A 25,454-nucleotide genomic window follows, 5' to 3' on the forward strand; every position below is an offset into this window, starting at 1 on the left:
TCTCCCTGTGGGAGAGGGCCGGGGTCAGGGCACCAGACCGCACCCAACCATCCAACCCCCCAACCCCCTTCACACAACCATCATCCCCCTGACGCCTGGCTGTCACTTATCTGTAAACAAACAGTTATTTTTCTGTAATTCGAGCATGTCATGTTACCTCGCGAGCATAAAACGCGTGATATCGCGCATCCGGCACAATAAGAGAGATGACAATGACATCGTTACGACACACAGCTTTGGGTCTGGCACTGGGTCTGGCTTTTGCGGCGAACGCAATGGCTGTCACCACCATTCCGTTCTGGCATTCAATGGAAGGGGAGTTGGGTAAAGAAGTTGACTCCCTGGCGCAACGTTTCAACGACACCCACCCGGATTACAAAATTGTGCCGGTGTACAAAGGCAACTATGAGCAGAGCCTGAGCGCGGGCATCGCCGCCTTCCGTACCGGCAACGCGCCTGCACTGTTACAGGTTTATGAAGTGGGCACCGCCACCATGATGGCCTCCAAAGCCATCAAGCCGGTCTATGAAGTGTTCAAAGAAGCGGGCATCAACTTCGATGAATCCCAGTTTGTGCCGACCGTAGCGGGTTACTACACCGATTCCAAAACCGGCCATCTGCTGTCCCAGCCGTTTAACAGCTCTACGCCGGTGCTCTACTACAACAAAGACGCCTTCAAAAAAGCCGGTTTAGACCCGGAGCAGCCGCCAAAAACCTGGCAGGACCTGGCGGAGTACACCGCGAAGCTGAAAGCGGCGGGGATGAAGTGCGGCTACGCCAGCGGCTGGCAGGGTTGGATCCAGATTGAAAACTTCAGCGCCTGGCATGGCCTGCCGGTGGCGACCAAAAACAACGGCTTCGACGGCACCGATGCGGTACTGGAGTTCAACAAGCCGGAGCAGGTGAAGCACATCGCGCTGCTTGCCGACCTGAACAAGAAGGGCGACTTCAGCTACTTCGGGCGTAAAGACGAATCCACCGAGAAGTTCTACAACGGCGACTGCGCCATTACCACCGCCTCGTCCGGCTCGCTGGCGGATATCCGTCACTACGCCAAATTCAACTATGGCGTGGGCATGATGCCGTATGACGCTGACGTGAAGGGCGCGCCGCAGAACGCCATCATCGGCGGGGCGAGCCTGTGGGTGATGCAGGGTAAAGACAAGGGCACCTATAAAGGCGTGGCCGAATTCCTCGACTTCCTGGCCAAGCCTGAAAACGCCGCCGAGTGGCACCAGAAGACCGGTTACCTGCCGATCACCAAAGCCGCGTATGACCTGACCCGCGAGCAGGGCTTCTACAGCAAGAACCCAGGCGCGGACATCGCGACGCGCCAGATGCTGAACAAGCCGCCGTTGCCGTTCACTAAAGGCCTGCGCCTGGGCAACATGCCGCAGATCCGCACCATCGTGGATGAGGAGCTGGAAAGCGTGTGGACCGGGAAGAAAACGCCACAGCAGGCGCTGGACTCTGCGGTAGAGCGCGGAAATCAGCTGCTGCGCCGCTTTGAGCAGTCGACCAAATCGTAATTCAAACTAATCCCCCTCACCCTAACCCTCTCCCCAAAGGGGAGAGGGGACGATTACACCCTCGCCCCTTTGGGGAGAGGGGGCCGGGGTGAGGGGTGAATACCTACAGAGCAAACCTATGTCATCATCCCGTCCGGTGTTCCGTTCCCGCTGGCTGCCGTATCTGTTGGTCGCGCCTCAGCTGGTCATCACCGTTATCTTCTTTATCTGGCCTGCGGGCGAAGCGCTGTGGTACTCGGTACAAAGCGTCGATCCGTTCGGGCTCTCCAGCCAGTTTGTTGGCCTGGACAACTTCACCGCGCTGTTCCATGACAGCTACTACCTGGACGCCTTCTGGACGACGATGAAGTTCAGCGCGCTGGTCACCGTCAGCGGCCTTGTCGCCTCGCTGTTTTTCGCCGCGCTGGTGGACTACGTGGTGCGCGGCAGCCGCCTGTATCAGACCCTGATGCTGCTGCCTTACGCCGTGGCACCCGCCGTCGCCGCCGTACTGTGGATCTTCCTGTTTAACCCCGGCCGTGGGTTGATTACCCATTTCCTGGCAGAGTTCGGCTACGACTGGAACCACGCTCAGAACAGCGGTCAGGCGATGTTCCTGGTGGTGTTCGCCTCGGTGTGGAAGCAGATCAGCTATAACTTCCTGTTCTTCTTTGCCGCGCTGCAGTCCATTCCGCGCTCGCTGGTGGAAGCCGCGGCAATTGACGGCGCAGGGCCGGTTCGTCGCTTCTTCAGGCTGTCGCTGCCGCTGATCGCCCCGGTGAGTTTCTTCCTGCTGGTGGTTAACCTCGTGTACGCCTTCTTCGACACCTTCCCGGTGATCGATGCGGCGACCGCAGGCGGTCCGGTGCAGGCGACGACCACGCTTATCTATAAGATCTACCGCGAAGGCTTCGCCGGGCTGGATCTCTCCGCTTCTGCCGCGCAGTCGGTGGTGCTGATGTTCCTCGTCATCATCCTCACGGTGGTGCAGTTCCGCTATGTTGAAAGTAAGGTGCGCTACCAATGATTGAGAACCGTCGCGGGCTGACTATTTTCAGCCATACCATGCTGATTTTAGGGATCATCGTCATCCTGTTTCCGCTGTACGTGGCCTTTGTCGCCGCCACGCTGGACACCAAAGCGGTGTTCGACACGCCGATGACGCTGATCCCAGGCACGCATCTTTTCGAGAATATGAGGACCATCTGGACCCAGGGCGTGGGCGCCAACAGCGCGCCGTTCTGGCTGATGATGCTCAACAGCTTCATCATGGCGTTCGGCATTACGGTCGGCAAAATTACGGTGTCGATGCTCTCGGCCTTCGCCATCGTCTGGTTTCGTTTTCCGCTGCGTAATCTGTTTTTCTGGATGATTTTTATCACCCTGATGCTGCCGGTGGAGGTGCGTATCTTCCCGACGGTGGAAGTTATCGCCAACCTGAAGATGCTCGACAGCTACGCGGGCTTAACCCTGCCGCTGATGGCCTCGGCGACCGCCACCTTCCTGTTCCGCCAGTTCTTTATGACCCTGCCGGACGAGCTGATTGAAGCGGCGCGCATCGACGGCGCGTCGCCGATGCGCTTCTTCCGCGACATTGTGCTGCCGCTGTCGAAAACCAACCTTGCGGCGCTGTTTGTGATCACCTTTATCTACGGCTGGAACCAGTACCTGTGGCCGCTGCTGATTATTCAGGACGTTAACCTCGGCACCGCCGTGGCGGGCATCAAAGGCATGATCGCCACCGGCGAAGGCACCACCCTCTGGAACCAGGTGATGGCGGCGATGCTGCTTACCCTTATCCCACCCGTAGTCATTGTTTTAGCCATGCAGCGCGCGTTTGTCCGCGGCCTGGTCGATAGCGAGAAATAAGATGGCAGGTTTAAAACTTCAGGCAGTAACCAAAAGCTGGGACGGTAAAACCCAGGTGATTCAGCCGCTGACGCTCGACGTGGCGGACGGGGAGTTTATCGTGATGGTCGGCCCGTCCGGCTGCGGCAAATCAACGCTGCTGCGCATGGTGGCGGGGCTGGAGAGCGTGACCTCCGGGGATATCTGGATTGACCGCCAGCGCGTCACCGAGATGGAGCCCAAAGACCGCGGCATCGCGATGGTCTTCCAGAACTACGCCCTCTATCCGCACATGAGCGTGGAAGAGAACATGGCCTGGGGGCTGAAAATCCGCGGCATGGGCAAAGGCCATATCGACGAGCGCGTGAAAGAGGCCGCCCGCATTCTGGAACTCGACGGCCTGCTTAAGCGCCGCCCGCGCGAGCTCTCCGGCGGACAGCGCCAGCGCGTGGCGATGGGGCGCGCCATCGTGCGCGATCCGGCGGTATTCCTGTTCGACGAGCCGCTCTCTAACCTCGACGCCAAGCTGCGCGTGCAGATGCGTCTTGAGTTGCAGCAGCTGCACCGTCGTCTGAAAACCACCTCCCTGTACGTGACCCACGATCAGGTCGAAGCCATGACGCTCGCCCAGCGCGTGATGGTGATGAACAAAGGCATCGCTGAGCAGATTGGCACCCCAGTGGAGGTGTACGAGAAACCGGCTACCCGCTTTGTGGCGAGCTTTATCGGCAGCCCGGCGATGAACCTGCTGGAAGGGCGCATCAGCAGCGCGGGCTCGCACTTTGAGCTGGAAAGCGGGATGGCATTGCCGATCAACTGGTACTATCGTGGCTACGCCGGGCGTAAGATGACGCTCGGTATCCGCCCGGAACATATCGGTTTAACCTCTCAGGCGGAAGGCGGCGTGCCGCTGGTGATGGACACGCTGGAGATGTTGGGTGCAGATAACCTGGCGCACGGGCGCTGGGGCGAGCAAAAAATGGTGGTGCGTCTGGCGCATCAGGAACGCCCTAAAGCCGGCAGCACGCTGTGGCTCCACCTGCCGGAAAACCATCTGCACCTGTTTGACGGTGAAACAGGACAACGAGTATGAGTAACTGGCCTTATCCCCACGTCGTCGCCCACCGGGGCGGCGGTAAGCTGGCGCCGGAAAACACGCTGGCGGCGATTGACGTTGGCGCGCGCTACGGTCACACGATGATCGAGTTCGACGCCAAGCTGTCGAAAGACGGCGAGATTTTCCTGCTGCATGACGATAACCTCGAGCGCACCAGCAACGGCTGGGGCGTGGCGGGCGAGCTGCCGTGGCGCGACCTGCTGAAGGTAGACGCAGGAAGCTGGTACAGCGGTGAATTCAAAGGCGAACCGCTGCCGCTGCTGGCGGAAGTGGCGGATCGCTGTCGCCAGCACGGCATGATGGCCAATATCGAAATTAAACCGACCACCGGTACCGGGCCGCTGACGGGCAAAGTGATTGCTCTGGCCGCGCGCGAGCTGTGGGAAGGGATGACCGCGCCGCTGCTGTCATCATTTGAAATTGACGCACTGGAAGCGGCACAGGCGGCCGTACCGGAGCTGCCTCGCGGGCTGCTGCTTGACGAGTGGCGCGAGGACTGGCGCGAGCTGACGACGCGCTTAGCGTGTGTTTCTATTCATCTTAATCACAAGCTGCTGGATGAGGCGCGGGTGAAGATGCTGAAAGACGCGGGCCTGCATATTCTGGTTTACACCGTCAATAAACCCCAGCGTGCGGCCGAACTGCTGCGCTGGGGCGTGGACAGCATCTGTACCGATGCGATTGACCTGATCGGCCCGGACTTTAGTTCTGCGGATTAAGCATACTGCCATTCGACTGCGGCGGCAGCATATGCTGCTGTCCGCTGCCTGACGAGGTCATCCCACCTAACATTCCGCCGTTTTTGTTCGGCAACGGCTGCTCGCGCACCTGCCCCTGCTGCACGCGCTGGGTGTTGGCGTTCATCTGATTTTGCAGGCTTTGCTGCTGCATTTGGGTCTGTGTTCTCAGTTGCTGATTCAGCATCCCTTTTTGCTGCTGTTGCTGGCTCATCATCTCGGTCTGCATACGCTGCTGGCTCGGGATAACGTAACCCGGCTGGTTCGGGTTATTCATGGTGTTGAGTGGCTGTGCGAGCGCGGCAAAGGGCATCAGCGCCGTCAGAATCAATAAGCGTTTCATTGTCATTTCCTCCTTTTGAGGTCTCTCTTAAGTTTACCCTGATTTCACCATGACGATGATTTTTTAGGAGTTGTGAACCAGGCTTAAGCGGGGAATATGGATCCCTTCACCTGGAGAACAATAATGATGAAACCAACGTTTTTGCGCTGGGTCGCCCTCGCCGCGCTGATGGCAGGCGGTACATTTAGCGTGGCGGCCAACCCGCCCGCGGCGCCTCCGGTCTCTTACGGCGTGGAGGAAGATGTCTTTCATCCCGTGCGGGCAACCCACGGCATGGTGGCGTCGGTGGATGCGCTGGCGACCCGCGTGGGTGTCGATATTCTCAGGCAGGGCGGTAACGCGGTGGATGCGGCGGTCGCCGTCGGCTATGCGCTGGCGGTAACGCATCCGCAGGCGGGGAACCTGGGTGGCGGCGGCTTTATGATGCTGCGCACCAAAGACGGCAAAACGACGGCCATCGACTTCCGCGAGATGGCGCCTGCTCAGGCCTCCCGCGATATGTTCCTCGACGACCAGGGTAACCCTGACAGCAAAAAATCCCTGACCTCGCATCTCGCGACCGGCACGCCGGGCACCGTCGCGGGCTTCTCGCTGGCGCTGGAAAAATACGGCACCCTGCCGCTGAACAAGGTAGTGCAGCCTGCCATCAAGCTGGCGCGGGACGGCTTTGTGGTAAACGATGCGCTGGCGGACGATCTCAAAACCTACGGTAGCGAAGTCATTCCGAATCATGAAAACAGCAAAGCGATCTTCTGGAAAGACGGTGAGCCGCTGAAGAAGGGCGATAAGCTGGTGCAGAAGAACCTCGCTAAAAGCCTGGAGCTGATTGCAGAGCACGGTCCGGACGCCTTCTACAAAGGGGCGATTGCCGACCAGATTGCACAAGAGATGCAGAAGAACGGCGGGCTCATCACCAAAGCGGATCTGGCGGACTACAAGGCGGTGGAGCGCGAGCCGATTAGCGGCACCTACCGCGGTTACGAGGTCTTCTCCATGCCGCCGCCGTCTTCCGGTGGGATCCACATCGTGCAGATCCTCAATATTCTTGAAAACTTCGATATGCACAAGTTCGGCTTCGGCAGTGCGGATGCCATGCAGGTGATGGCGGAAGCGGAAAAACGCGCCTACGCCGACCGCTCGGAATATCTCGGCGATCCGGACTTCGTGAAGGTGCCGTGGCAGGCGCTGACCAACAAAGCCTATGCCAAATCCATTGCCGATCAGATCGACATCAACAAGGCTAAGCCGTCGAGCGAGATCCGCCCCGGCAAGCTGGCGCCGTATGAAAGCAACCAGACCACTCACTTCTCGGTGGTGGATAAAGACGGTAACGCGGTGGCGGTGACCTATACGCTCAACACCACCTTCGGCACCGGGATTGTGGCGGGCAACAGCGGCATTCTGCTGAACAACGAGATGGATGACTTCTCTGCCAAACCGGGCGTGCCGAACGTCTACGGGCTGGTCGGCGGCGATGCGAATGCGGTAGGGCCGAAGAAACGTCCGCTGTCGTCCATGTCGCCCACCATCGTGGTGAAAGACGGGAAAACCTGGCTGGTGACCGGCAGCCCTGGCGGCAGCCGGATTATCACCACCGTGCTGCAAATGGTGGTGAACAGCATCGACTTTAGGATGAACGTCGCCGAAGCGACCAACGCCCCGCGTTTCCACCACCAGTGGTTGCCGGACGAGCTGCGCGTGGAGAAGGGTTTTAGCCCGGATACCATCAAGCTGCTGGAGCAGCGCGGTCAAAAGGTGGCGGTGAAAGAGGCGATGGGCAGTACGCAGAGCATTATGGTGGGCCCGGACGGGGCGCTGTTTGGCGCATCGGACCCGCGTTCGGTGGATGATTTGTCGGCGGGGTATTAATTATTCCCCTCACCCTAACCCTCTCCCCATAGGGGAGAGGGGATCGCACGGTGCGGTCTTTTCTCCCTCGCCCTATGGGGAGAGGAGAAAGTGTCACTTCATTCTCGCCATATAATACGCATCCACATACTCGCCGTTGCGCAGGGCAAATTTCTTGCCGGTGCCTTCGATTTCGAAACCAAACTTCCGGTACAGCGCCAGAGCGGCAGGATTATCGGCAAACACCGTTAATTCAATCCGTTCAATACGCATCCAGTTATCGCAAAGGTTTATCATCTCGCGCATTAACGCACTGCCCACGCCGCGCCCCTGTGCATGCGCCGCAACGCTGATACCGAATGTGGCCACATGGCTGCGTCGCGGGCTGGCTTCCACCTGAAGCATCAGATCGCCAACAAGTTGTTCATCAATGCAGGCGACAAGGCGTTTTTGGCCGGGTTTTGCGATAAGACGTTCTTGCCAGTGCTCAAGGGTAGGATGAGGTAGCTGTAGCGTGTCGTGATACACCCCCGGATGCATATAGTTCTGGCGTAAGGCTTCAGCATCTTTCGGTTCCGCGTGGCGTATCACTATCTCACTCATTCCTTGTTCCTCAGTCAGTTAAACGTCCCTTCCAACATCAATGACTTTAAAATTTGAGTCAACCGCTAATTTTTGCAAAAAGTATTGGACAAGTGCGAATGAGAATGATTATTATTGCTTTGCGTTCAGGAAGACCTCTACGGGAACCTGAAAGCACGACATTGCTCACATTGCTTCCAGTATTACTTTAGCCAGCTTTTAGCTGGCTTTTTTTTTGTTATGGTTAGACTCAGTAACCTTCCAAAAGGACTGAGCTATGACACTACATTGCGCATTTATTGGATTTGGTAAAAGTACGACCCGCTATCACCTGCCGTATGTTCTCACCCGTAAAGACAGCTGGCATGTGGCCCATATCTACCGCCGCCGCGCGAAGCCGGAAGAGCAATCCCCGCAGTATTCCCATATTCATTTCACCAGCGATCTGGATGATGTGCTTAACGACCCGCAGGTCAAACTGGTTGTCGTCTGCACCCACGCCGACAGCCATTTTGAGTATGCGAAACGCGCGCTCGAAGCGGGTAAAAACGTGCTGGTGGAAAAGCCGTTCACCCCGACTATCGCCGAAGCGAAAGAGCTGTTCGCGCTGGCGAAAAGCAAAAGCCTGACCGTTACGCCGTATCAGAACCGTCGCTTTGACAGCTGCTTCCTGACGGCGAAAAAAGCGATTGAAAGCGGCAAGCTGGGCGACATCGTGGAAATAGAAAGCCACTTCGATTACTACCGTCCGGTAGCGGAAACGCAACCCGGCCTGCCGCAGGACGGCTCGTTCTATGGTCTGGGCGTGCACACCATGGACCAGATCATCTCCCTGTTTGGCCGACCGGACCACGTGGCGTATGACATCCGCAGCCTGCGTAATAAAGCCAACCCGGACGATACTTTTGAAGCGCAGCTGTTCTACGGCGACCTGAAAGCCATCGTCAAAACCAGCCATCTGGTGAAGATCGACTACCCGAAATTTATCGTTCACGGCACCCGAGGCTCGTTCATTAAGTACGGTATTGACCAGCAGGAGACCAGCCTGAAGGCTAACATCATGCCGGGCGAACCGGGTTTTGCGGCGGATGATTCTGTGGGCGTCCTGGAGTACGTGAACGATGAGGGCGTAACGGTCAGGAAGGAGCTGAAACCGGAAACTGGCGACTATGGCCGCGTCTACGATGCGCTCTATGAAACCCTTACATCCGGCGCGCCGAATTACGTCAAGGAATCTGACGTTCTAACCAACCTCGAAATCCTTGAACGGGCCTTCGAACAGGCTTCTCCTGCCACGATAACCCTCGCGAAATAAGCAAAAACGGCTCCTCTGCGCTTGTTCATAATTTTTGAACAGAGGAGTCAATTTTCACCCTCTATGATCCCAGGCGGTTTGCGTCCACACTTACTCCATCGAAACGAACTGAGGGTGAAAACAATGATCTACTTACGCAAAGCAAACGAACGTGGTCACGCGAATCATGGCTGGCTGGACTCATGGCATTCATTCTCGTTTGCCGACTACTACGACCCGAACTTCATGGGCTTCTCCGCACTGCGCGTGATTAACGATGACGTGATTGATGCGGGCCAGGGCTTTGGTACCCACCCGCACAAAGACATGGAAATCCTGACCTATGTGCTGGAAGGGGCGGTTGAGCACCAGGACAGCATGGGCAACAAAGAGCAGGTTCCGGCGGGCGAGTTCCAGATTATGAGCGCGGGTACCGGGGTGCGTCACTCCGAGTACAACCCGAGCAAAACGGAAAAACTGCACCTGTATCAAATCTGGATCATTCCAGAAGAGACCGGCATCACGCCGCGCTACGAGCAGCGCCGCTTCGACGCGAAACAGGGCAAACAGCTGGTGCTGTCCCCGGATGCGCGTGAAGGTTCCCTGAAAGTGCATCAGGATATGGAGCTGTACCGCTGGGCGCTGGCGAAAGATGAACAGTCCGTGCATCAGATTGCCGCTAACCGCCGCGTCTGGATCCAGGTGGTGAAAGGTGAAGTGTCCATCAACGGCACTAAAGCAACCACCGCCGATGGTCTGGCCATCTGGGATGAGCAGGCGCTCTCCGTGCATGCCGACAGCGAAAGCGAAATTCTGCTGTTTGACCTGCCGCCGGTGTAATAAAACATAAATAAATACCCATCCTTCCCTTTGACAGGGGAAGGATGGGCTTTGTCCGTGATAAACTGAGCAAATCTCTCACTTCAAGATTTCTCAGGACGATGAAAAAGAAACGCCCCGTACTTCAGGATGTCGCCGATCGCGTCGGTGTGACCAAAATGACGGTCAGCCGTTTTTTACGTAACCCGGAACAGGTTTCCGTGGCGTTACGTGGCAAGATTGCCGCTGCCCTTGATGAACTGGGTTATATCCCCAACCGCGCACCCGATATTCTCTCCAATGCGACCAGTCGTGCGGTGGGTGTCCTGCTTCCATCCCTGACCAACCAGGTTTTCGCCGAAGTATTGCGGGGAATCGAAAGCGTCACCGATGCTTTTGGCTACCAGACCATGCTCGCCCACTATGGGTACAAGCCGGAACTGGAAGAGGAACGTCTTGAGTCGATGCTTTCCTGGAACATTGACGGCCTGATTTTAACCGAACGTACCCACACTGCCCGCACGCTCAAAATGATCGAAGTGGCGGGTATCCCTGTGGTGGAGCTGATGGACAGCCAGTCGCCGTGTCTCGATATTGCCGTTGGGTTCGATAACTTTGAAGCGGCGCGCCAGATGACGGCGGCCATTATCGCCCGCGGGCATCGTCATATCGCCTATCTGGGTGCGCGTCTTGATGAACGTACTATCATCAAACAGAAGGGATACGAGCAGGCGATGCTCGACGCAAACTTAACCCCGTACAGCGTGATGGTGGAGCAGTCCTCCTCCTATACGTCGGGTATTGAGCTGATGCGTCAGGCGCGGCGCGAGTATCCGCAACTGGACGGTATTTTCTGTACCAACGATGACCTGGCGGTTGGCGCGGCGTTTGAGTGTCAGCGTCTGGGGTTAAAGATCCCTGATGATATGGCGATCGCCGGTTTCCACGGCCACGACATTGGTCAGGTGATGGAGCCGCGTCTGGCGAGCGTCCTGACCCCGCGTGAACGTATGGGCCGTATTGGCGCAGAACGCCTGCTGGCGCGCATTCGTGGTGAGGCAGTTACCCCGAAAATGTTAGATTTAGGTTTCACCTTGTCACCGGGTGGATCTATTTGAACTGACAAATTTGAAGTAGCTCACACTTATTCACTTCGCGCACGTTTGGATATTGCTTCTCTTTTGCCCCGGCAGGACAATGTTACCGATAACTGTTACCCGTAACAATTGACTGAGGGACACCCTTTGAGCACGACTAATCACGATCACCACGTCTACGTCCTGATGGGCGTTTCCGGTAGCGGGAAATCAGCCGTAGCCAGCGAAGTGGCGCATCAACTCCAGGCTGCGTTCCTTGATGGCGACTTCCTCCATCCGCGCAGCAACATCATGAAAATGGCCTCCGGCGAGCCGCTGAACGACGACGACCGCAAACCGTGGTTGCAGGCGCTGAATGACGCCGCGTTCGCTATGCAGCGTACCAATAAAGTCTCCCTGATCGTCTGCTCTGCGCTGAAAAAAACCTACCGCGACCTGCTGCGCGACGGTAACCCGAACCTCTCTTTCATCTACCTGAAAGGGGATTTCGAGGTGATTGAAAGCCGCCTGAAGGCGCGTAAAGGTCACTTCTTCAAAACCCAGATGCTGGTGACGCAGTTCGAAGCGCTGCAGGAGCCGGGTGAAGACGAGAAAGACGTCTTAGTGGTTGATATCGATCAGTCACTGGAAGGTGTTGTTGCCAGCACCATCGAGGTCATTAATAAAAGGCAGTAAGTTTTGAGTACATTAACGCTAGTTTTGACAGCAGTGGGTTCCGTGTTGCTGCTGCTGTTTTTAGTGATGAAGGCGCGTATGCACGCTTTTGTTGCTTTGATGGTGGTTTCTATAGGTGCAGGTCTCTTTTCCGGTATGCCGCTCGACAAGATCGCCGCGACGATGGAAAAAGGGATGGGCGGTACGCTGGGCTTCCTGGCGATTGTGGTGGCCCTTGGCGCGATGTTTGGCAAGATTTTGCACGAGACGGGCGCGGTCGACCAGATTGCCGTCAAAATGCTGAAATCCTTCGGCCACAGCCGCGCGCACTACGCGATTGGCCTGGCGGGCCTGATTTGCGCGCTGCCGCTGTTCTTTGAAGTGGCCGTTGTGCTGCTGATAAGCGTCGCGTTCTCCATGGCGCGCCATACCGGCACAAACCTTGTGAAGCTGGTTATTCCACTGTTTGCGGGCGTGGCGGCGGCCGCGGCGTTTCTGCTGCCTGGGCCTGCGCCGATGCTGCTGGCGTCCCAGATGCACGCTGACTTTGGCTGGATGATCCTGATTGGCCTGTGCGCGGCAATCCCGGGGATGATTATTGCCGGTCCGCTGTGGGGCAACTTCATCAGCCGTTACGTTGAGCTTCATATCCCGGATGACATCACCGAGCCGCACCTGGGCGAGGGCAAAATGCCGTCCTTCGGCTTCAGCCTGTCGCTGATCCTGCTCCCGCTGGTTCTCGTGGGTTTGAAAACCATCGCCGCGCGCTTTGTGCCGGTGGGCTCCAGCGCCTATGAATGGTTTGAGTTCATCGGTCATCCGTTCACGGCGATCCTGGTGGCCTGTCTGGTGGCGATTTACGGCCTGGCGATGCGTCAGGGAATGCCAAAAGACCGGGTGATGGAGATCTGCGGTGCCGCGCTGCAGCCTGCGGGGATTATCCTGCTGGTGATCGGTGCCGGCGGCGTGTTCAAGCAGGTACTGGTGGATTCCGGCGTGGGCCCGGCTCTGGGCGAAGCGCTGACCGGGATGGGCCTGCCGATTGCGGTAACCTGTTTCGTATTGGCTGCGGCGGTACGTATCATCCAGGGTTCCGCAACCGTGGCGTGTTTAACCGCTGTGGGTCTGGTGATGCCGGTGATTGAACAGCTGAACTACTCCGGTGCGCAGATGGCCGCGCTGTCTATCTGTATCGCGGGCGGTTCGATTGTGGTTTCTCACGTTAACGACGCGGGCTTCTGGCTGTTCGGTAAATTTACCGGCGCCACCGAAGCGCAAACCCTGAAAACCTGGACGCTGATGGAAACCATTCTCGGCACGACGGGTGCAATTGTCGGGATGATTGCCTTTACGCTGCTCAGCTGAGGGCAGTGATTTAACAAGTCTAAAAATAAGGCCCGGTAGCGTCAGCGCTTACCGGGCCTTTTTATTATCCAGGGCGTCAGGCCGGGCCATAACCCGGCATTGCGTTACTCGCCCTGCGTGGCGCTCTCAATCGTCAAACGCACGTCCGAGGTAATCAGCTCTGCCAGCATCTGGTATACCTTCAGCGTCTCTTCCGGCTCGGCATCACCCGTATCGCTGATGAAGCCTTCATCGCGCAGCGTCAGGACCAGGGAACTGAAGACCGCTTTGTCGAAGAATTCAGGAGCGTTAATGCCGTGCAGAACGGACAGGCGCTGGGCCAGCGTCCGGCTCTCTTTCTCCAGCGTACCGCGGTTGATAGACGGGTTCGCACTCAGCAGCCAGAACGTAATGGCGTAGCGCTGCAGCGTTTCGCGCGCACCGGCCGCCAGCAGCTGCAGGGTGCGGGAGCGTGACGGGTTGATGTGCAGCTCGTCGTTCGTGACGGTGATCAGCCCCTGACGACGCAGCTCTTCCGTCAGTTTATCCAGCTCGCCCGCCAGCTCATCCTTGCTCCAGCGCAGGAACAGCTCCGCTTTCAGCATCGGATAGAGCGTCTCAACGTGACGCAAGAGTTCCTGACGCGAGATACGGCGATGCTGGGTGATGATAGCCGCCATGAGCGACGGCAGCATCAGCATATGGGTGATGTTGTTTCGGTAGTAGGTCATCAGCACTGCCTGCTCGCGCGGCAGAATGATGATGTCGCCGATCGTGTCCTTTTCGACTTCAAACTTGTTCATCTGCAGCGCGTGATCGATAAGTTCACTGGCGGTTGCAGAAGGCACGGTCGAATCAACCGAGTACGGCACGTTACGCATCATATCCAGATAGCAATCCAGCTGCTCCGTGAGCTGTTCACGGGTCAGCGAGCGCTGACGCGAAGCCAGAAGTGCCGTACAGCACAGGTTCATGGCGTTAGCCGCACCGGCGTTGTTAATGCGCACCATCAGCTCGGACGCGATGCCGTTGACCGTTGGCGTCAGCCAGGCTGGACGAATCGCTTCGATAGGATCGATGGATTCGCGCCACTCGGGAACGTGATGGTTCAGGTACGTCATCAACGGCATCGGTTCGCCGAAGTTCACGTAGCCCTGACCGAGATTACGCAGCTTGCTCAGGCCGCGCAGCATCTGCGGCAGGCTCTCTTTCTCTTTGGTTGCACCACGCAGCTCTTTCGCGTACGTGCCCACTTCCATCACGTGCTCGTAGCCAATGTAGATTGGCACCAGCGTGATGGGACGGGTTCCTCCGCGCAGCATCGCCTGAATGGTCATCGACAGCGTGCCGGTTTTCGGATCGAGAAGACGTCCGGTACGGGAACGACCGCCCTCCACGAAGTACTCCACGGAATAGCCGCGGCTGAACAGCTCGCCCAGATACTCGCGGAACACGGTGGAGTAGAGCTTGTTGCCCTTGAAGGTACGACGGATAAAGAATGCGCCCAGGCGGCGGAAAATTGGACCTGCTGGCCAGAAGTTCAGGTTGATACCGGCAGCAATGTGCGGTGGTACCAGCCCCTGATGATAGAGCACGTAGGAAAGAAGCAGGTAGTCCATATGGCTGCGGTGGCAGGGAACATAGACAATCTCATGGCCATCATGCGCCAGCTGACGTACACGCTCGGCGTTATGAACGTTGATGCCCTGGTAGAGACGGTTCCAGGTAAAGCCGAGAATACGATCGGACAGGCGAATCATCTCGTAAGAGAAGTTCGCTGCAATCTCTTCCATCAGCGCAATGGCGTTCTGCTGGGCTTTCTCATGCGATATTTTCTTGCTGCGCGCTTCGTCTTCAACGGCGCGGGCAATCGCTTTGGAGGCCAACAGCTTGTTGAACAGATCCTGACGCGCCGGGAGACGCGGCCCAACGGCAGCAAGGCGCTGACGGGCGAAGTGCATACGCGCCACGCGCGCCAGTTTTTGCGCGATGATCTTGTCGGTGCCGTGCTCGTCCGCCATGCGACGCAGCGAAACGGAAGGGGAGAAACGCACAAAGCTGTCGCGCCCCAGCCAGGAGACCGCAAAGAACTTCTGGATGCCGTTAAGCATGCGCAGCGGCGGGTTCTCTTCACCTTTTTCACGGCCCGGACGACGACCAAACATCACCGATACCGGCACCATCTGCACATCCAGATCGGGGTTGCTGCGGTGCAGGTCGAGATAGTCATGGAACAGCTTGATGGACTCTTCTTTTGGCGTGTAGTAGGTAAACACGCGCGGTCCACCGTGAATGAACACATAGCGCGGCAGCAGCGTACCGTCAACTTCAAGCGGTTCAAGCGGGTCAGGTAAGTCATGCGCCAGACACTGGGCGCGAAGCGTCAGTAAGTCTGCCTTCGAGTTATAAGGCAAAACGTACATAATAGGACGTGACGTATCGAGCCCCAATTCCAGCGCGGGTTCTGCTGGGATAGACTTGCTTTTTACCAGGATGCTTAATGGTAAATTAAGTAATTTGTAGTAAATTCGTGGCCAGCCGGACATAAACGATGTAAAGCCTCTGGTTAATAATGCAATTGCGGCGCAAGGATAACAGAAAGCGCGCAAAATTTCTGTTGTTACCCGTCATACTTCAGGCTGTAGCGAAACGCGCTACAGTTCCTGTTACTGACGCTTTTTTTCATAAAAGGTTCTTTTAATGGCCAATAATACCACTGGGTTAACGCGTATCATCAAAGCCGCCGGCTATTCATGGAAAGGTTTCCGTGCCGCGTGGATCAACGAAGCCGCCTTTCGCCAGGAGGGCATCGCCGCTATCATCGCGGTGATCGTCGCCTGTTTCCTTGATGTTGATGCGATTACCCGCGTACTTCTTATAGGTTCCGTGCTTCTGGTGATGATAGTGGAAATTCTTAATAGCGCTATTGAGGCCGTGGTTGATCGCATTGGTTCAGATTTCCATGAACTTTCTGGCCGCGCAAAAGACATGGGCTCTGCTGCCGTGTTGCTGGCGATTATCACTGCCGCTATCACCTGGGTCACGCTGCTTTGGTCACATTTCCGATGAGCCTCGAGGAATAATTAAGTCCCTGGTTTTTTGTGCAGTTTTTGGTTCCAAAATCGCCTTTGACTGTATATACTCACAGCATAACTGTATATACACCCAGGGGGCGGAATGAAAGCATTAACGACCAGGCAGCAAGAGGTGTTTGATCTCATCCGGGATCATATCGGCCAGACGGGTATGCCACCCACGCGTGCGGAAATCGCGCAGCGTCTGGGCTTCCGTTCTCCGAATGCTGCCGAAGAACACCTGAAAGCGCTGGCGCGTAAGGGCGTGATTGAGATTGTCTCGGGCGCGTCACGTGGTATCCGCCTGCTGGTGGAAGAAGAGACGGGCATTCCGCTGGTGGGGCGTGTTGCTGCCGGTGAGCCTTTACTGGCACAGCAGCATATTGAAGGCCATTACCAGGTCGATCCAGCCATGTTCAAACCGAGCGCTGATTTCCTGCTGCGCGTCAGCGGTATGTCGATGAAAGACATCGGTATTCTTGACGGCGATCTGCTTGCGGTGCACAAAACGCAGGATGTGCGTAACGGCCAGGTGGTGGTCGCGCGCATTGACGACGAAGTGACCGTCAAGCGTCTGAAAAAACAGGGGAACACCGTTCAGCTACTGCCTGAAAACAACGAGTTCTCCCCGATTGTGGTCGATCTGCGCGAACACAACTTCTCTATCGAAGGGCTGGCGGTTGGGGTCATTCGCAACGGCGAATGGCTGTAACCTCTTCCTGACAGGCTATGGCGCCGCTGTAGCCTGCTTCATTCTCCACACCCGGTATTTTTCATGTCACTGCTGACGGCATCCGATAAGGCATTGTGGCGTCTTGCTCTGCCGATGATCTTCTCCAATATTACCGTTCCCTTGCTGGGTCTGGTCGATACTGCCGTTATTGGCCATCTTGATTCGCCTGTTTATCTTGGCGGCGTGGCGATTGGCGCGACGGCAACCAGCTTCCTGTTTATGCTGCTGCTCTTTTTGCGTATGAGCACCACCGGGCTCACGGCACAGGCTTATGGTGCAAAAGATCCGCTGCGTCTGGCGCGAGCGCTGGTCCAGCCGCTGATCCTCGCGCTTGGCGCGGGGGCGTTAATCGTTTTATTGCGTGCGCCCCTGATCGACCTTGCGCTTCATGTTGTTGGCGGTAGCGAGGCGGTACTCGCGCAGGCGCGACGGTTCCTTGAAATCCGCTGGCTCAGCGCGCCCGCGTCGCTGGCTAACCTGGTTCTGCTGGGGTGGCTACTGGGCGTGCAGTACGCCCGTGCACCAGTGATTTTGCTGGTGGTGGGTAACCTGCTCAATATCGTTTTGGATGTCTGGCTGGTGATGGGCCAGCATATGAACGTGCAGGGCGCAGCGCTGGCGACGGCGATTGCCGAATACGGGACCTTTATCATTGGCCTGTGGATGGTCTGGCGCGTGCTGGCGATGCGCGGCATCTCCCTGGCGCTGCTCAAAACCGCATGGCGCGGCAATATCCGTAAGCTGCTGGCGCTTAACCGAGACATCATGCTGCGCTCGCTGCTGCTTCAGCTCTGCTTCGGCGCGCTGACGGTCTTCGGGGCTCGACTGGGGCCAGAAATCGTTGCGGTCAACGCGGTATTGATGACGCTACTGACCTTTACCGCCTACGCGCTGGACGGTTTTGCCTATGCGGTAGAAGCGCATTCCGGGCAGGCGTACGGTGCGCGTGAAAGCGGGCAACTACGGGATGTCTGGCGGGCAGCCTGCCGTCAGTCGGGACTGGTGGCGCTGGCGTTTGGCCTGGTTTACGCCTGCTTTGGTGAGCAGATCGTTGCATTGCTGACGTCTATCCCTGCGCTGCGCGAGCTGGCGAGTCACTATCTCATCTGGCAAGTCGTCTTACCGGTGGTCGGCGTCTGGTGTTATCTGCTGGACGGCATGTTTATTGGTGCGACGCGCGGAGCGGAAATGCGTAACAGTATGGCGGTTGCAGCGGCCGGGTTTGGTCTGACGCTGCTGACGCTCCCCTGGCTGGGTAATCACGGTTTGTGGCTGGCCCTGGCCGTTTTCCTCTCGCTGCGAGGGTTGTCGCTGGCGTTTATCTGGCACCGCCACTGGCAAAACAATACCTGGTTCTCTTCACGTCACGATATATCGTGACGGTTAAAGATTCCGAATGTGAAACCAACTGCCGAATCCTTAACTACAATAATTATCACGTCCAGCAGAAAAGAACGTAACGGACGTTACGACCCGACGCTTAACTAAGAGGACACGATGATGAATAAAGACGAAATCGGCGGCAACTGGAAGCAGTTCAAAGGTAAAGCGAAAGAAAAGTGGGGTAAGCTGACGGATGACGATATGACCGTCATTGAAGGTAAACGCGATCAGCTTGTCGGTAAAATTCAGGAACGTTACGGCTACGCGAAAGATCAGGCGGAAAACGAAGTCAAAGACTGGGAAACCCGTAACGACTACCGCTGGTAACGCTGAATAACCCACAGGGCGGCTCTAAGCCGCCTTTTCTTTTGCCGTTAACGCGGCTTTTTCTTCACAAGAATTGAGTGGTCGTGCTGGCACGCGTCCTGATGACGACAGGCTTCCACCTCCACGCACGCGGAACAGAGCCCGTGCGCCTCAATCACGTTATGACGCAGGGCAAACCCCATTTTCGCTGCCAGCGTATGCATAATGTCTTCCACGCCTTCCGCAGCCTCTTCTTTCACCACGCCGCAGCGGTCACAGATAAACATCGCCGATGTGTGGGTGGGCTGATCGAACAGATGGCACAGCACATAGCTGTTGGTGGATTCCACCTTGTGCACGAACCCTTGTTCAAGCAGGAAATCCAGGGCGCGATACACCGTTGGCGGCTTTGCCTGCGGCTCGCTTTCGCGGAGAAGATCGAGCAGATCGTAGGCGCTGATGGCACCCTGCTGCAGGCTCATCAGACGTAATACTTCAAGGCGCTGCGGAGTCAGGCGCACATTGCGTTGCGCACACAGCTTTTCGGCCTGCGCTAACAGCTCTTTTGTGGACTTATCCATGTAGCACCCCGGATGTTATAGGACGGAAAACCCCCACTTTATCATGTTCTGGTAAAAACACCGAGATCCGCCAGTCTGTGCTATACCTGACCCATTACAAACCGGGAAATAAACAATGAAAAAACCTGACTGTATTCGGCACTGGCGCGACGTAGAAGGTGCGGATGATTCGACCTATCCAGATAGCGATGAGCTTTTTTCTATCGGCGCCCCGTTGGCTCGTAAGCTTGGACTCAGGCGCATTGGTATCCATCATGAGCGTTTGCCGCCAGGGCGCAGAACGTCCTATCCGCATGCGGAAAGCGATGAAGAAGAGTTCATTTATGTGCTCGAAGGTTATCCAGAAGCGTGGATAAATGGCTATCTGTGGAAACTTGAACCGGGCGACAGCGTGGGGTTTCCTGCCGGAACCGGTATCTGCCACACCTTTATTAACAACACGGAGGAAGAGGTGCGGTTGCTGGTCGTAGGCGAGGCCAACAAGAAGCACAATCGCATCTACTATCCCCTCAATCCGGTGTATGCCGCTACCCGTGAGGATCGCTGGGTAGACCACCCACCCCAGTTTTTTGGACCGCATGATGGAAAACCTGGGAAAAAATAATTTCCTCATCTATAAATATTGAGGGCCGTCACAAAATATAACAGGCCGTAAGGGAGTTTTACTTAGGGACAGAAATAGCGGGTCTTTTACTACTTATTCACAGCAATAGTTCGTTCCTGTTTGGGTGATAACAGACAGGGGTTATTTCATAACAGACTATAACGGGCATACTGTGAAAAAAAATTTTAAATTTTCGGTGGTTAGCATTGCTGTCTCCTTGTTTATGGCAAATCAGGCGGGAGCAGCCAATACCTGGACAGAATCACGGAGTGACGCCATGGGCGGGACGGGCGTTGCCTCCGGGAGCTATGGCAGTGGGGCGTTAATTAACCCGGCGCTGCTGGCAAAGGCAAAACCAGACGATGATGTGACGGTCATCTTGCCAGCCGTTGGGGTGCAGGTGACGGATGAAGACAATCTTCAGGACGAGATTGATACCATCAACGACAAAATTAATCACTACAAGGATGTGGTTGATGACCTCACGCCAAGGGAGATTATCACTAATCCGTTAGGTTCCATTAATCAATTCCAGGGCGCGGCCAAAGATCTCGCCGATGAGCTGGACTATCTCAAAGGCAAAACCGCACGCGCGACGGCAGGAGCAGGGCTTGCGGTGAGTATCCCTAACGATGTGCTTTCCGTGGCCTTTATGGCGAAAGGCTATGCTCATGGCCGGGTTAGCTCGTCTATCGATCAGCAAGATATTGATTATCTGCGCGGTATTCAAAGAAGCAAAGTGGTGGCTGCCGGTGTTGCCCTGGACGCTGCGCTGAACGGCACGGATCAGATCACTAAAAACCTCAACTCAACAGCGTCTGGCCGGGCGGCGATTGTGTCTGACTACGGCGTTGCCGTTGCCCGTCAGTTTGACCTCGGCGGCGTCCCGGTTTCCGTAGGCGTGACGCCAAAACTGCAAAAAACCTGGGTCTATAACTACACCACCTCAATCTACGATTACGACAGTAACAAGTGGAACGACAGCCGCTACCGCACAGACGATACGGGCTTTAACGTCGATGCCGGTATTGCGGCTGATTTCGGCGAGAACTGGACGGTCGGCGTGAGCGGCCAAAACCTGATGTCGCGCGATATCGACACCAAAGATATCCGTATCCGCAACGGGCGGACGGGAGAAGTGGTGAGCTATAAAGATACCTACCAGATCCGTCCGCTGGTGACCGCCGGAGCCGCCTGGCACAACGATCTGGTGACGCTGACCGCCGATGGCGATTTGACGGAAACCAAAGGATTTAAGAGCGAAGATACGTCGCAGTATGTTGGCGTGGGTGCCGAGGTGACGCCGCTCAGCTGGCTGGCGGTGCGTGCGGGTTATCGCGCGGACGTGAAGGGTAACGACAGCAATGTCTTTACCGGCGGTGTCGGTTTCGCGCCATTCAGTACCGTTCATGTTGACCTGATGGGCCTGTACGGTGAAGACGAAACCTGGGGCGCAGGGGCTCAGCTGAGCATGACGTTCTAAAGTCCACCGGAGGCGCTGCGCCTCCGGCTTTTCTTTGTGCTATAGTAGCGCCCCTTTTCCACCAGATGCTTAAAACTTCGCCATGTCGTCAGAATCACAGACCGCTTTCCCTGCACACCGTTTCTCCATTGCGCCGATGCTCGACTGGACGGACAGACACTGCCGCTATTTCCTGCGCCAGCTCTCCCGCCATACGCTGCTGTACACCGAAATGGTGACTACGGGCGCAATCATCCACGGGAAGGGCGATTACCTGGCCTATAGCGAAGAAGAGCATCCGGTTGCCCTGCAGCTGGGCGGCAGCGATCCGGCCGCGCTGGCGCAGTGCGCGAAGCTGGCGGAAGCGCGCGGCTACGACGAGATCAACCTGAACGTTGGCTGCCCGTCCGACCGCGTGCAAAACGGCATGTTCGGTGCCTGCCTGATGGGGAATGCCCAGCTGGTGGCGGACTGTATCAAGGCGATGCGCGATGTGGTTTCCATTCCGGTGACGGTCAAAACCCGTATCGGCATTGACGACCAGGACAGCTACGAATTCCTGTGCGACTTCATCAATACGGTCTCCGGAAAGGGCGAATGCGAGACGTTCATCATCCACGCGCGAAAAGCCTGGCTCTCCGGCCTGAGCCCCAAAGAGAACCGTGAGATCCCGCCGCTGGACTATCCGCGCGTTTATCAGCTGAAGCGTGACTTCCCGCACCTGACCATGTCGATTAACGGCGGCATCAAGTCTCTGGAAGAGGCCAAAGCGCACCTTGAACATATGGATGGGGTGATGGTTGGGCGCGAGGCGTATCAGAACCCGGGCATTCTGGCGACGGTCGATCGCGAAATCTTTGGCATCGAAGGCGCAGACACCGATCCGGTTGCCGTCGTGCGTGCGATGTATCCTTACATTGAGCGCGAGCTGAGCAACGGTACGTATCTCGGCCATATCACCCGCCATATGCTTGGCCTGTTCCAGGGCATTCCGGGCGCGCGTCAGTGGCGTCGTTACCTGAGCGAAAACGCACATAAAGCCGGCGCCGATATTGAGGTGCTGGAACATGCGCTGCGCCTGGTGGCAGACAAGCGATAACTTTCGCTAAAAGTTCGTCAAATTCACCACGCCCTGCGAATTCTCGCGGGGCGTTTTGCTTTAATAACAACAGGTTAATGCTGGCACGATTCTTGTAATGTTAACTGCATTACTCGGGAACTCGTGGGAGAGCACCATGCTGGAACTACTTTTTGTGATTGGCTTTTTTGTCATGCTGTTAGCGACAGGCGTTTCGCTGCTCGGCATTCTGGCGGCTATCGTGGTGGCGACGGTGGTCATGTTTATTGGCGGACTGTTTGCCCTGACGATCAAATTGCTGCCGTGGCTACTGCTGGCCATCGCGGTCGTGTGGGTGATTCGGGCGATTAAAGCTCCAAAAGTGCCCAGTTATCAGCGCAATAACCGCTTCCGTTACTAAGGTATTGAGGGGTTCGTCACATACTTGTAACTTTTCCGGCAGTATGGCTTAGAACAGAATAGGATTTACTTATCGAATCTGTCACTATGACTGCCGATAACGAATTCATCGAGCTGTACCCTACATACAGCCGAACTAAAAAAAGAAAGGGCTTCCCACGGGAAGCCCAATTTCTTTTTGGGGCTCAGGGAATCAACAAACTCGACCCCTGCGTCGCCCGGCTCTCAAGCACCTCATGCGCGCGCTGCGCATCGGTTAGCGGGTATTTCTGCGCCTCTGCCACATCCACCTTAATGACGCCGCTGGCGATCAGCGAGAACAGCTCGTTGCTGGCTTCCTCAAGTTCTTCCCGGTTGGTGATGTATCCTTGCAGGGAAGGGCGAGTCACATACAGAGAACCTTTCTGGTTCAGGATGCCCAGGTTAACGCCGGTCACCGCGCCTGACGCATTCCCGAAGCTTACCATCAGACCACGACGCTGCAGGCAGTCCAGCGACGCTTCCCAGGTATCTTTCCCTACCGAGTCATACACCACGCGCACTTTTTTGCCGCTGGTGATCTCCTTCAGCCGCTCAACAATGCTCTCTTCACGGTAGTTAATCACCTGCCAGGCTCCCGCCTGCAGCGCGCGCTGCGCTTTTTGTGCATTTCCGACGGTGCCGATCAGCTTCGCTCCCAGTGCTTTTGCCCACTGACAGGCGATGAGCCCGACGCCACCCGCTGCGGCATGAAACAGGAACTGCTCGTCGGGTTTAATTTCATAGGTTTTGCGCAGCAGGTAGTAAACCGTCAAACCTTTCAGGAACGAGGCTGCTGCCTGCTCAAAGGAGATGGCGTTAGGCAGCAGGGCGGCTTTATCCGCCGGAACGTTGTGGACGGAGCTGTAAGCGCCCAGCGCAGACTGAGCATATACCACGCGGTCACCCTCTTTAATATGCTTAACCGCGCTGCCCACTTTGATGACGACACCGGCTGCCTCGGTGCCCAGTCCGCTCGGCATCGACGGAGGCGGGTAGAGCCCGCCGCGAATATAGGTGTCGATATAGTTTATGCCGATGGCTTTGTTTTCAACCTGCACTTCGTTTTCGCCAGGCGCGGTGGGGGTGAACTCCACCGCTTTGAGTACGTCAGGGCCACCATGCTTGTGAAATTCAATACGTGTTGCCATGCTTCCTCCAGAATGTGGTAATCTTTCGACCCACTCTTTATCTCGGTAACTCCATTCACTATGGCAGGAAACAAACCCTTCAACAAACAGACTGAACCTCGCGAGCGTGATTTCCAGGTCGCAGGGTTAAAAGTCCCGCCGCACTCGATTGAAGCGGAACAGTCGGTGTTGGGCGGTTTAATGCTGGATAACGAACGCTGGGACGACGTCGCCGAGCGCGTCGTGGCGGAAGATTTCTACACCCGTCCGCACCGCCACATCTTTACCGAAATGGCGCGTCTGCAGGAGTCGGGCAGCCCGATCGACCTGATTACGCTCGCGGAATCGCTGGAGCGTCTTGGGCAGCTCGACAGCTGCGGCGGATTTGCCTATCTGGCGGAACTGTCAAAAAACACGCCTAGTGCGGCGAACATCAGCGCTTATGCCGATATCGTGCGCGAACGTGCCGTCGTCCGCGAGATGATATCGGTGGCGAACGAGATCGCCGAAGCCGGTTTTGATCCGCAGGGCCGCACCAGCGAAGACCTGCTCGACCTTGCTGAGTCCCGCGTCTTTAAAATCGCCGAAAGCCGCGCCAATAAAGACGAAGGCCCGAAAAACATCGCCGATGTCCTCGATGCCACCGTGGCCCGTATCGAACAGCTGTTCCAGCAGCCGCACGATGGCGTCACCGGCGTGAACACCGGCTATGACGATTTGAACAAGAAAACCGCCGGCCTGCAGCCGTCGGATTTGATTATCGTCGCCGCGCGTCCGTCGATGGGTAAAACCACTTTTGCGATGAACCTCGTCGAAAACGCGGCAATGTTGCAGGATAAACCGGTACTGATCTTCAGTCTTGAGATGCCCTCCGAGCAGATCATGATGCGTTCACTGGCATCGCTGTCGCGCGTGGATCAGACCCGCATCCGTACCGGTCAGCTCGACGATGAGGACTGGGCGCGCATCTCCGGCACCATGGGCATTCTGCTGGAAAAACGTAACATCTATATCGATGACTCCTCCGGCCTGACGCCGACGGAAGTTCGCTCCCGCGCGCGCCGTATCGCCCGTGAACATGGCGGTATCGGCCTTATCATGATCGACTACCTTCAGCTGATGCGCGTCCCGTCGCTCTCCGACAACCGTACGCTGGAAATTGCGGAGATTTCCCGCTCTCTCAAGGCGTTAGCCAAAGAGCTGCACGTGCCGGTCGTGGCGCTGTCGCAGCTGAACCGCTCCCTGGAACAACGTGCCGACAAGCGTCCGGTCAACTCCGACCTGCGTGAATCCGGCTCCATCGAGCAGGATGCCGACTTAATCATGTTCATCTACCGTGATGAGGTTTATCACGAGAACAGCGACCTGAAAGGGATCGCCGAAATTATTATCGGTAAACAGCGTAACGGCCCGATCGGGACGGTACGTCTGACCTTTAACGGACAGTGGTCGCGTTTCGACAACTATGCCGGTCCTCAATATGATGATGAGTAAT

The 25,454-nt window shown here is 56.6% G+C and carries 25 protein-coding genes; 20 read left to right on the forward strand and 5 right to left on the reverse strand.

The features are described 5' to 3' along the window. Window positions 1–212 precede the first annotated feature (212 nt). The 5 genes from ugpB to ugpQ all read left to right on the forward strand — a co-directional run bounded on the left by ugpB (window position 213) and on the right by ugpQ (window position 5,192). Window positions 213–1,529, forward strand: a complete 1,317-nt coding sequence (gene ugpB / locus OTG14_RS21745) for a sn-glycerol-3-phosphate ABC transporter substrate-binding protein UgpB (protein ID WP_047743093.1) — start codon at window positions 213–215, stop codon at window positions 1,527–1,529. 118 nt (window positions 1,530–1,647) lie between these two features. Beyond that, window positions 1,648–2,535 carry a sn-glycerol-3-phosphate ABC transporter permease UgpA gene (ugpA, locus tag OTG14_RS21750; protein WP_267215735.1) on the forward strand — a complete coding sequence of 296 codons (888 nt, stop codon included), beginning with the start codon at window positions 1,648–1,650 and terminating at the stop codon, window positions 2,533–2,535. After that, window positions 2,532–3,377, forward strand: coding sequence for a sn-glycerol-3-phosphate ABC transporter permease UgpE (gene ugpE, locus OTG14_RS21755; RefSeq protein ID WP_048989807.1), 846 nt, complete (start codon window positions 2,532–2,534; stop codon window positions 3,375–3,377). The genes ugpA and ugpE overlap by 4 nt, the downstream gene beginning before the upstream one ends. 1 nt (window position 3,378) lies before the next feature. After that, window positions 3,379–4,449 (forward strand): sn-glycerol-3-phosphate import ATP-binding protein UgpC, encoded by a 1,071-nt coding sequence (locus tag OTG14_RS21760; RefSeq protein ID WP_267215736.1) that lies wholly within the window; start codon window positions 3,379–3,381, stop codon window positions 4,447–4,449. Next, on the forward strand, window positions 4,446–5,192 hold the full coding sequence (gene ugpQ, locus OTG14_RS21765) for a glycerophosphodiester phosphodiesterase (RefSeq protein WP_021242741.1): 747 nt from the start codon (window positions 4,446–4,448) through the stop codon (window positions 5,190–5,192). The genes OTG14_RS21760 and ugpQ overlap by 4 nt, the downstream gene beginning before the upstream one ends. On the opposite strand, the gene OTG14_RS21770 is transcribed toward ugpQ, so the two are convergent. Further along, the gene (locus tag OTG14_RS21770; RefSeq protein ID WP_048030211.1) at window positions 5,176–5,553 is read right to left on the reverse strand and encodes a DUF2756 family protein; all 378 of its coding nucleotides are present in this window, start codon (window positions 5,551–5,553) and stop codon (window positions 5,176–5,178) included. The genes ugpQ and OTG14_RS21770 overlap by 17 nt on opposite strands. Before the next feature lie 123 nt (window positions 5,554–5,676). On the opposite strand from OTG14_RS21770, the gene ggt reads away from it, so the two are divergent. Then, the gene (gene ggt, locus OTG14_RS21775) at window positions 5,677–7,422 is read left to right on the forward strand and encodes a gamma-glutamyltransferase (RefSeq protein ID WP_267215737.1); all 1,746 of its coding nucleotides are present in this window, start codon (window positions 5,677–5,679) and stop codon (window positions 7,420–7,422) included. A gap of 93 nt (window positions 7,423–7,515) precedes the next feature. On the opposite strand, the gene yhhY is transcribed toward ggt, so the two are convergent. Then, entirely contained in the window at window positions 7,516–8,004 is a 489-nt protein-coding gene (yhhY, locus tag OTG14_RS21780) for an N-acetyltransferase (RefSeq protein ID WP_267215738.1), read from the reverse strand. 256 nt (window positions 8,005–8,260) lie between these two features. On the opposite strand from yhhY, the gene OTG14_RS21785 reads away from it, so the two are divergent. The 5 genes from OTG14_RS21785 to gntU all read left to right on the forward strand — a co-directional run bounded on the left by OTG14_RS21785 (window position 8,261) and on the right by gntU (window position 13,212). After that, window positions 8,261–9,298, forward strand: coding sequence for an oxidoreductase (locus OTG14_RS21785; protein ID WP_048989816.1), 1,038 nt, complete (start codon window positions 8,261–8,263; stop codon window positions 9,296–9,298). 123 nt (window positions 9,299–9,421) lie between these two features. Next, window positions 9,422–10,117: a pirin family protein gene (locus tag OTG14_RS21790; protein WP_000639796.1), complete on the forward strand. Its 696-nt coding sequence runs from the start codon at window positions 9,422–9,424 to the stop codon at window positions 10,115–10,117. Window positions 10,118–10,218: 101 nt separating this feature from the next. Continuing rightward, the gene (gene gntR / locus OTG14_RS21795; RefSeq protein ID WP_024906706.1) at window positions 10,219–11,214 is read left to right on the forward strand and encodes a gluconate operon transcriptional repressor GntR; all 996 of its coding nucleotides are present in this window, start codon (window positions 10,219–10,221) and stop codon (window positions 11,212–11,214) included. A gap of 126 nt (window positions 11,215–11,340) precedes the next feature. Then, window positions 11,341–11,868 (forward strand): gluconokinase, encoded by a 528-nt coding sequence (gene gntK, locus OTG14_RS21800; RefSeq protein ID WP_008503362.1) that lies wholly within the window; start codon window positions 11,341–11,343, stop codon window positions 11,866–11,868. Between the two features lie 3 nt (window positions 11,869–11,871). Beyond that, complete coding sequence (gene gntU / locus OTG14_RS21805) at window positions 11,872–13,212, forward strand: gluconate transporter (RefSeq protein ID WP_010436459.1); 1,341 nt, start codon at window positions 11,872–11,874, stop codon at window positions 13,210–13,212. Between the two features lie 104 nt (window positions 13,213–13,316). Here the strand turns inward: gntU and plsB are convergent, their stop codons facing one another. Continuing rightward, complete coding sequence (plsB, locus tag OTG14_RS21810) at window positions 13,317–15,737, reverse strand: glycerol-3-phosphate 1-O-acyltransferase PlsB (RefSeq protein WP_024906708.1); 2,421 nt, start codon at window positions 15,735–15,737, stop codon at window positions 13,317–13,319. 154 nt (window positions 15,738–15,891) lie between these two features. On the opposite strand from plsB, the gene OTG14_RS21815 reads away from it, so the two are divergent. From OTG14_RS21815 to OTG14_RS21830, 4 genes are all read left to right on the forward strand, one after another. After that, window positions 15,892–16,260: a diacylglycerol kinase gene (locus tag OTG14_RS21815; protein WP_024906709.1), complete on the forward strand. Its 369-nt coding sequence runs from the start codon at window positions 15,892–15,894 to the stop codon at window positions 16,258–16,260. 108 nt (window positions 16,261–16,368) lie between these two features. Continuing rightward, complete coding sequence (lexA, locus tag OTG14_RS21820; RefSeq protein ID WP_024906710.1) at window positions 16,369–16,977, forward strand: transcriptional repressor LexA; 609 nt, start codon at window positions 16,369–16,371, stop codon at window positions 16,975–16,977. A 63-nt stretch (window positions 16,978–17,040) separates the two neighbouring features. Then, a complete protein-coding gene (gene dinF / locus OTG14_RS21825) occupies window positions 17,041–18,378 on the forward strand; it encodes an MATE family efflux transporter DinF (protein WP_267215740.1) in 1,338 nt (445 codons plus the stop codon). 120 nt (window positions 18,379–18,498) lie between these two features. Then, on the forward strand, window positions 18,499–18,708 hold the full coding sequence (locus OTG14_RS21830; RefSeq protein WP_024906712.1) for a CsbD family protein: 210 nt from the start codon (window positions 18,499–18,501) through the stop codon (window positions 18,706–18,708). 47 nt (window positions 18,709–18,755) lie between these two features. On the opposite strand, the gene zur is transcribed toward OTG14_RS21830, so the two are convergent. Next, window positions 18,756–19,268, reverse strand: a complete 513-nt coding sequence (gene zur, locus OTG14_RS21835) for a zinc uptake transcriptional repressor Zur (protein ID WP_008503369.1) — start codon at window positions 19,266–19,268, stop codon at window positions 18,756–18,758. 115 nt (window positions 19,269–19,383) lie between these two features. Between zur and OTG14_RS21840 the strand changes: the two genes are divergently transcribed. From OTG14_RS21840 to pspG, 4 genes are all read left to right on the forward strand, one after another. Further along, on the forward strand, window positions 19,384–19,872 hold the full coding sequence (locus OTG14_RS21840) for a cupin domain-containing protein (protein ID WP_024906713.1): 489 nt from the start codon (window positions 19,384–19,386) through the stop codon (window positions 19,870–19,872). A 172-nt stretch (window positions 19,873–20,044) separates the two neighbouring features. Continuing rightward, entirely contained in the window at window positions 20,045–21,355 is a 1,311-nt protein-coding gene (locus tag OTG14_RS21845; RefSeq protein WP_024906714.1) for a conjugal transfer protein TraF, read from the forward strand. Window positions 21,356–21,437: 82 nt separating this feature from the next. Then, window positions 21,438–22,433, forward strand: a complete 996-nt coding sequence (gene dusA / locus OTG14_RS21850) for a tRNA dihydrouridine(20/20a) synthase DusA (RefSeq protein ID WP_048989822.1) — start codon at window positions 21,438–21,440, stop codon at window positions 22,431–22,433. Window positions 22,434–22,569: 136 nt separating this feature from the next. Then, the gene (gene pspG, locus OTG14_RS21855; RefSeq protein ID WP_023310044.1) at window positions 22,570–22,812 is read left to right on the forward strand and encodes an envelope stress response protein PspG; all 243 of its coding nucleotides are present in this window, start codon (window positions 22,570–22,572) and stop codon (window positions 22,810–22,812) included. Window positions 22,813–22,996: 184 nt separating this feature from the next. Here pspG and OTG14_RS21860 read toward each other — a convergent pair whose 3' ends face one another. After that, a complete protein-coding gene (locus OTG14_RS21860; RefSeq protein ID WP_267215742.1) occupies window positions 22,997–23,980 on the reverse strand; it encodes a quinone oxidoreductase in 984 nt (327 codons plus the stop codon). Between the two features lie 60 nt (window positions 23,981–24,040). Between OTG14_RS21860 and dnaB the strand changes: the two genes are divergently transcribed. Beyond that, window positions 24,041–25,453, forward strand: a complete 1,413-nt coding sequence (gene dnaB / locus OTG14_RS21865) for a replicative DNA helicase (protein WP_023310046.1) — start codon at window positions 24,041–24,043, stop codon at window positions 25,451–25,453. The last annotated feature ends 1 nt before the right edge of the window (window position 25,454 follow it).

Source organism: Enterobacter pseudoroggenkampii, from assembly GCF_026420145.1.
In the GTDB taxonomy this organism is placed as follows: Bacteria; Pseudomonadota; Gammaproteobacteria; order Enterobacterales; family Enterobacteriaceae; genus Enterobacter; species Enterobacter pseudoroggenkampii.

Coding starts and splice junctions, on each gene's coding strand:
- ugpB (WP_047743093.1), top strand. CDS start 213: ATGACATCGTTACGACACACAGCTTTGGGTCTGGCACTGGGTCTGGCT.
- ugpA (WP_267215735.1), top strand. CDS start 1,648: ATGTCATCATCCCGTCCGGTGTTCCGTTCCCGCTGGCTGCCGTATCTG.
- ugpE (WP_048989807.1), top strand. CDS start 2,532: ATGATTGAGAACCGTCGCGGGCTGACTATTTTCAGCCATACCATGCTG.
- OTG14_RS21760 (WP_267215736.1), top strand. CDS start 3,379: ATGGCAGGTTTAAAACTTCAGGCAGTAACCAAAAGCTGGGACGGTAAA.
- ugpQ (WP_021242741.1), top strand. CDS start 4,446: ATGAGTAACTGGCCTTATCCCCACGTCGTCGCCCACCGGGGCGGCGGT.
- OTG14_RS21770 (WP_048030211.1), bottom strand. CDS start 5,553: ATGAAACGCTTATTGATTCTGACGGCGCTGATGCCCTTTGCCGCGCTC.
- ggt (WP_267215737.1), top strand. CDS start 5,677: ATGATGAAACCAACGTTTTTGCGCTGGGTCGCCCTCGCCGCGCTGATG.
- yhhY (WP_267215738.1), bottom strand. CDS start 8,004: ATGAGTGAGATAGTGATACGCCACGCGGAACCGAAAGATGCTGAAGCC.
- OTG14_RS21785 (WP_048989816.1), top strand. CDS start 8,261: ATGACACTACATTGCGCATTTATTGGATTTGGTAAAAGTACGACCCGC.
- OTG14_RS21790 (WP_000639796.1), top strand. CDS start 9,422: ATGATCTACTTACGCAAAGCAAACGAACGTGGTCACGCGAATCATGGC.
- gntR (WP_024906706.1), top strand. CDS start 10,219: ATGAAAAAGAAACGCCCCGTACTTCAGGATGTCGCCGATCGCGTCGGT.
- plsB (WP_024906708.1), bottom strand. CDS start 15,737: ATGTCCGGCTGGCCACGAATTTACTACAAATTACTTAATTTACCATTA.
- OTG14_RS21815 (WP_024906709.1), top strand. CDS start 15,892: ATGGCCAATAATACCACTGGGTTAACGCGTATCATCAAAGCCGCCGGC.
- lexA (WP_024906710.1), top strand. CDS start 16,369: ATGAAAGCATTAACGACCAGGCAGCAAGAGGTGTTTGATCTCATCCGG.
- dinF (WP_267215740.1), top strand. CDS start 17,041: ATGTCACTGCTGACGGCATCCGATAAGGCATTGTGGCGTCTTGCTCTG.
- OTG14_RS21830 (WP_024906712.1), top strand. CDS start 18,499: ATGAATAAAGACGAAATCGGCGGCAACTGGAAGCAGTTCAAAGGTAAA.
- zur (WP_008503369.1), bottom strand. CDS start 19,268: ATGGATAAGTCCACAAAAGAGCTGTTAGCGCAGGCCGAAAAGCTGTGT.
- OTG14_RS21840 (WP_024906713.1), top strand. CDS start 19,384: ATGAAAAAACCTGACTGTATTCGGCACTGGCGCGACGTAGAAGGTGCG.
- dusA (WP_048989822.1), top strand. CDS start 21,438: ATGTCGTCAGAATCACAGACCGCTTTCCCTGCACACCGTTTCTCCATT.
- pspG (WP_023310044.1), top strand. CDS start 22,570: ATGCTGGAACTACTTTTTGTGATTGGCTTTTTTGTCATGCTGTTAGCG.
- OTG14_RS21860 (WP_267215742.1), bottom strand. CDS start 23,980: ATGGCAACACGTATTGAATTTCACAAGCATGGTGGCCCTGACGTACTC.
- dnaB (WP_023310046.1), top strand. CDS start 24,041: ATGGCAGGAAACAAACCCTTCAACAAACAGACTGAACCTCGCGAGCGT.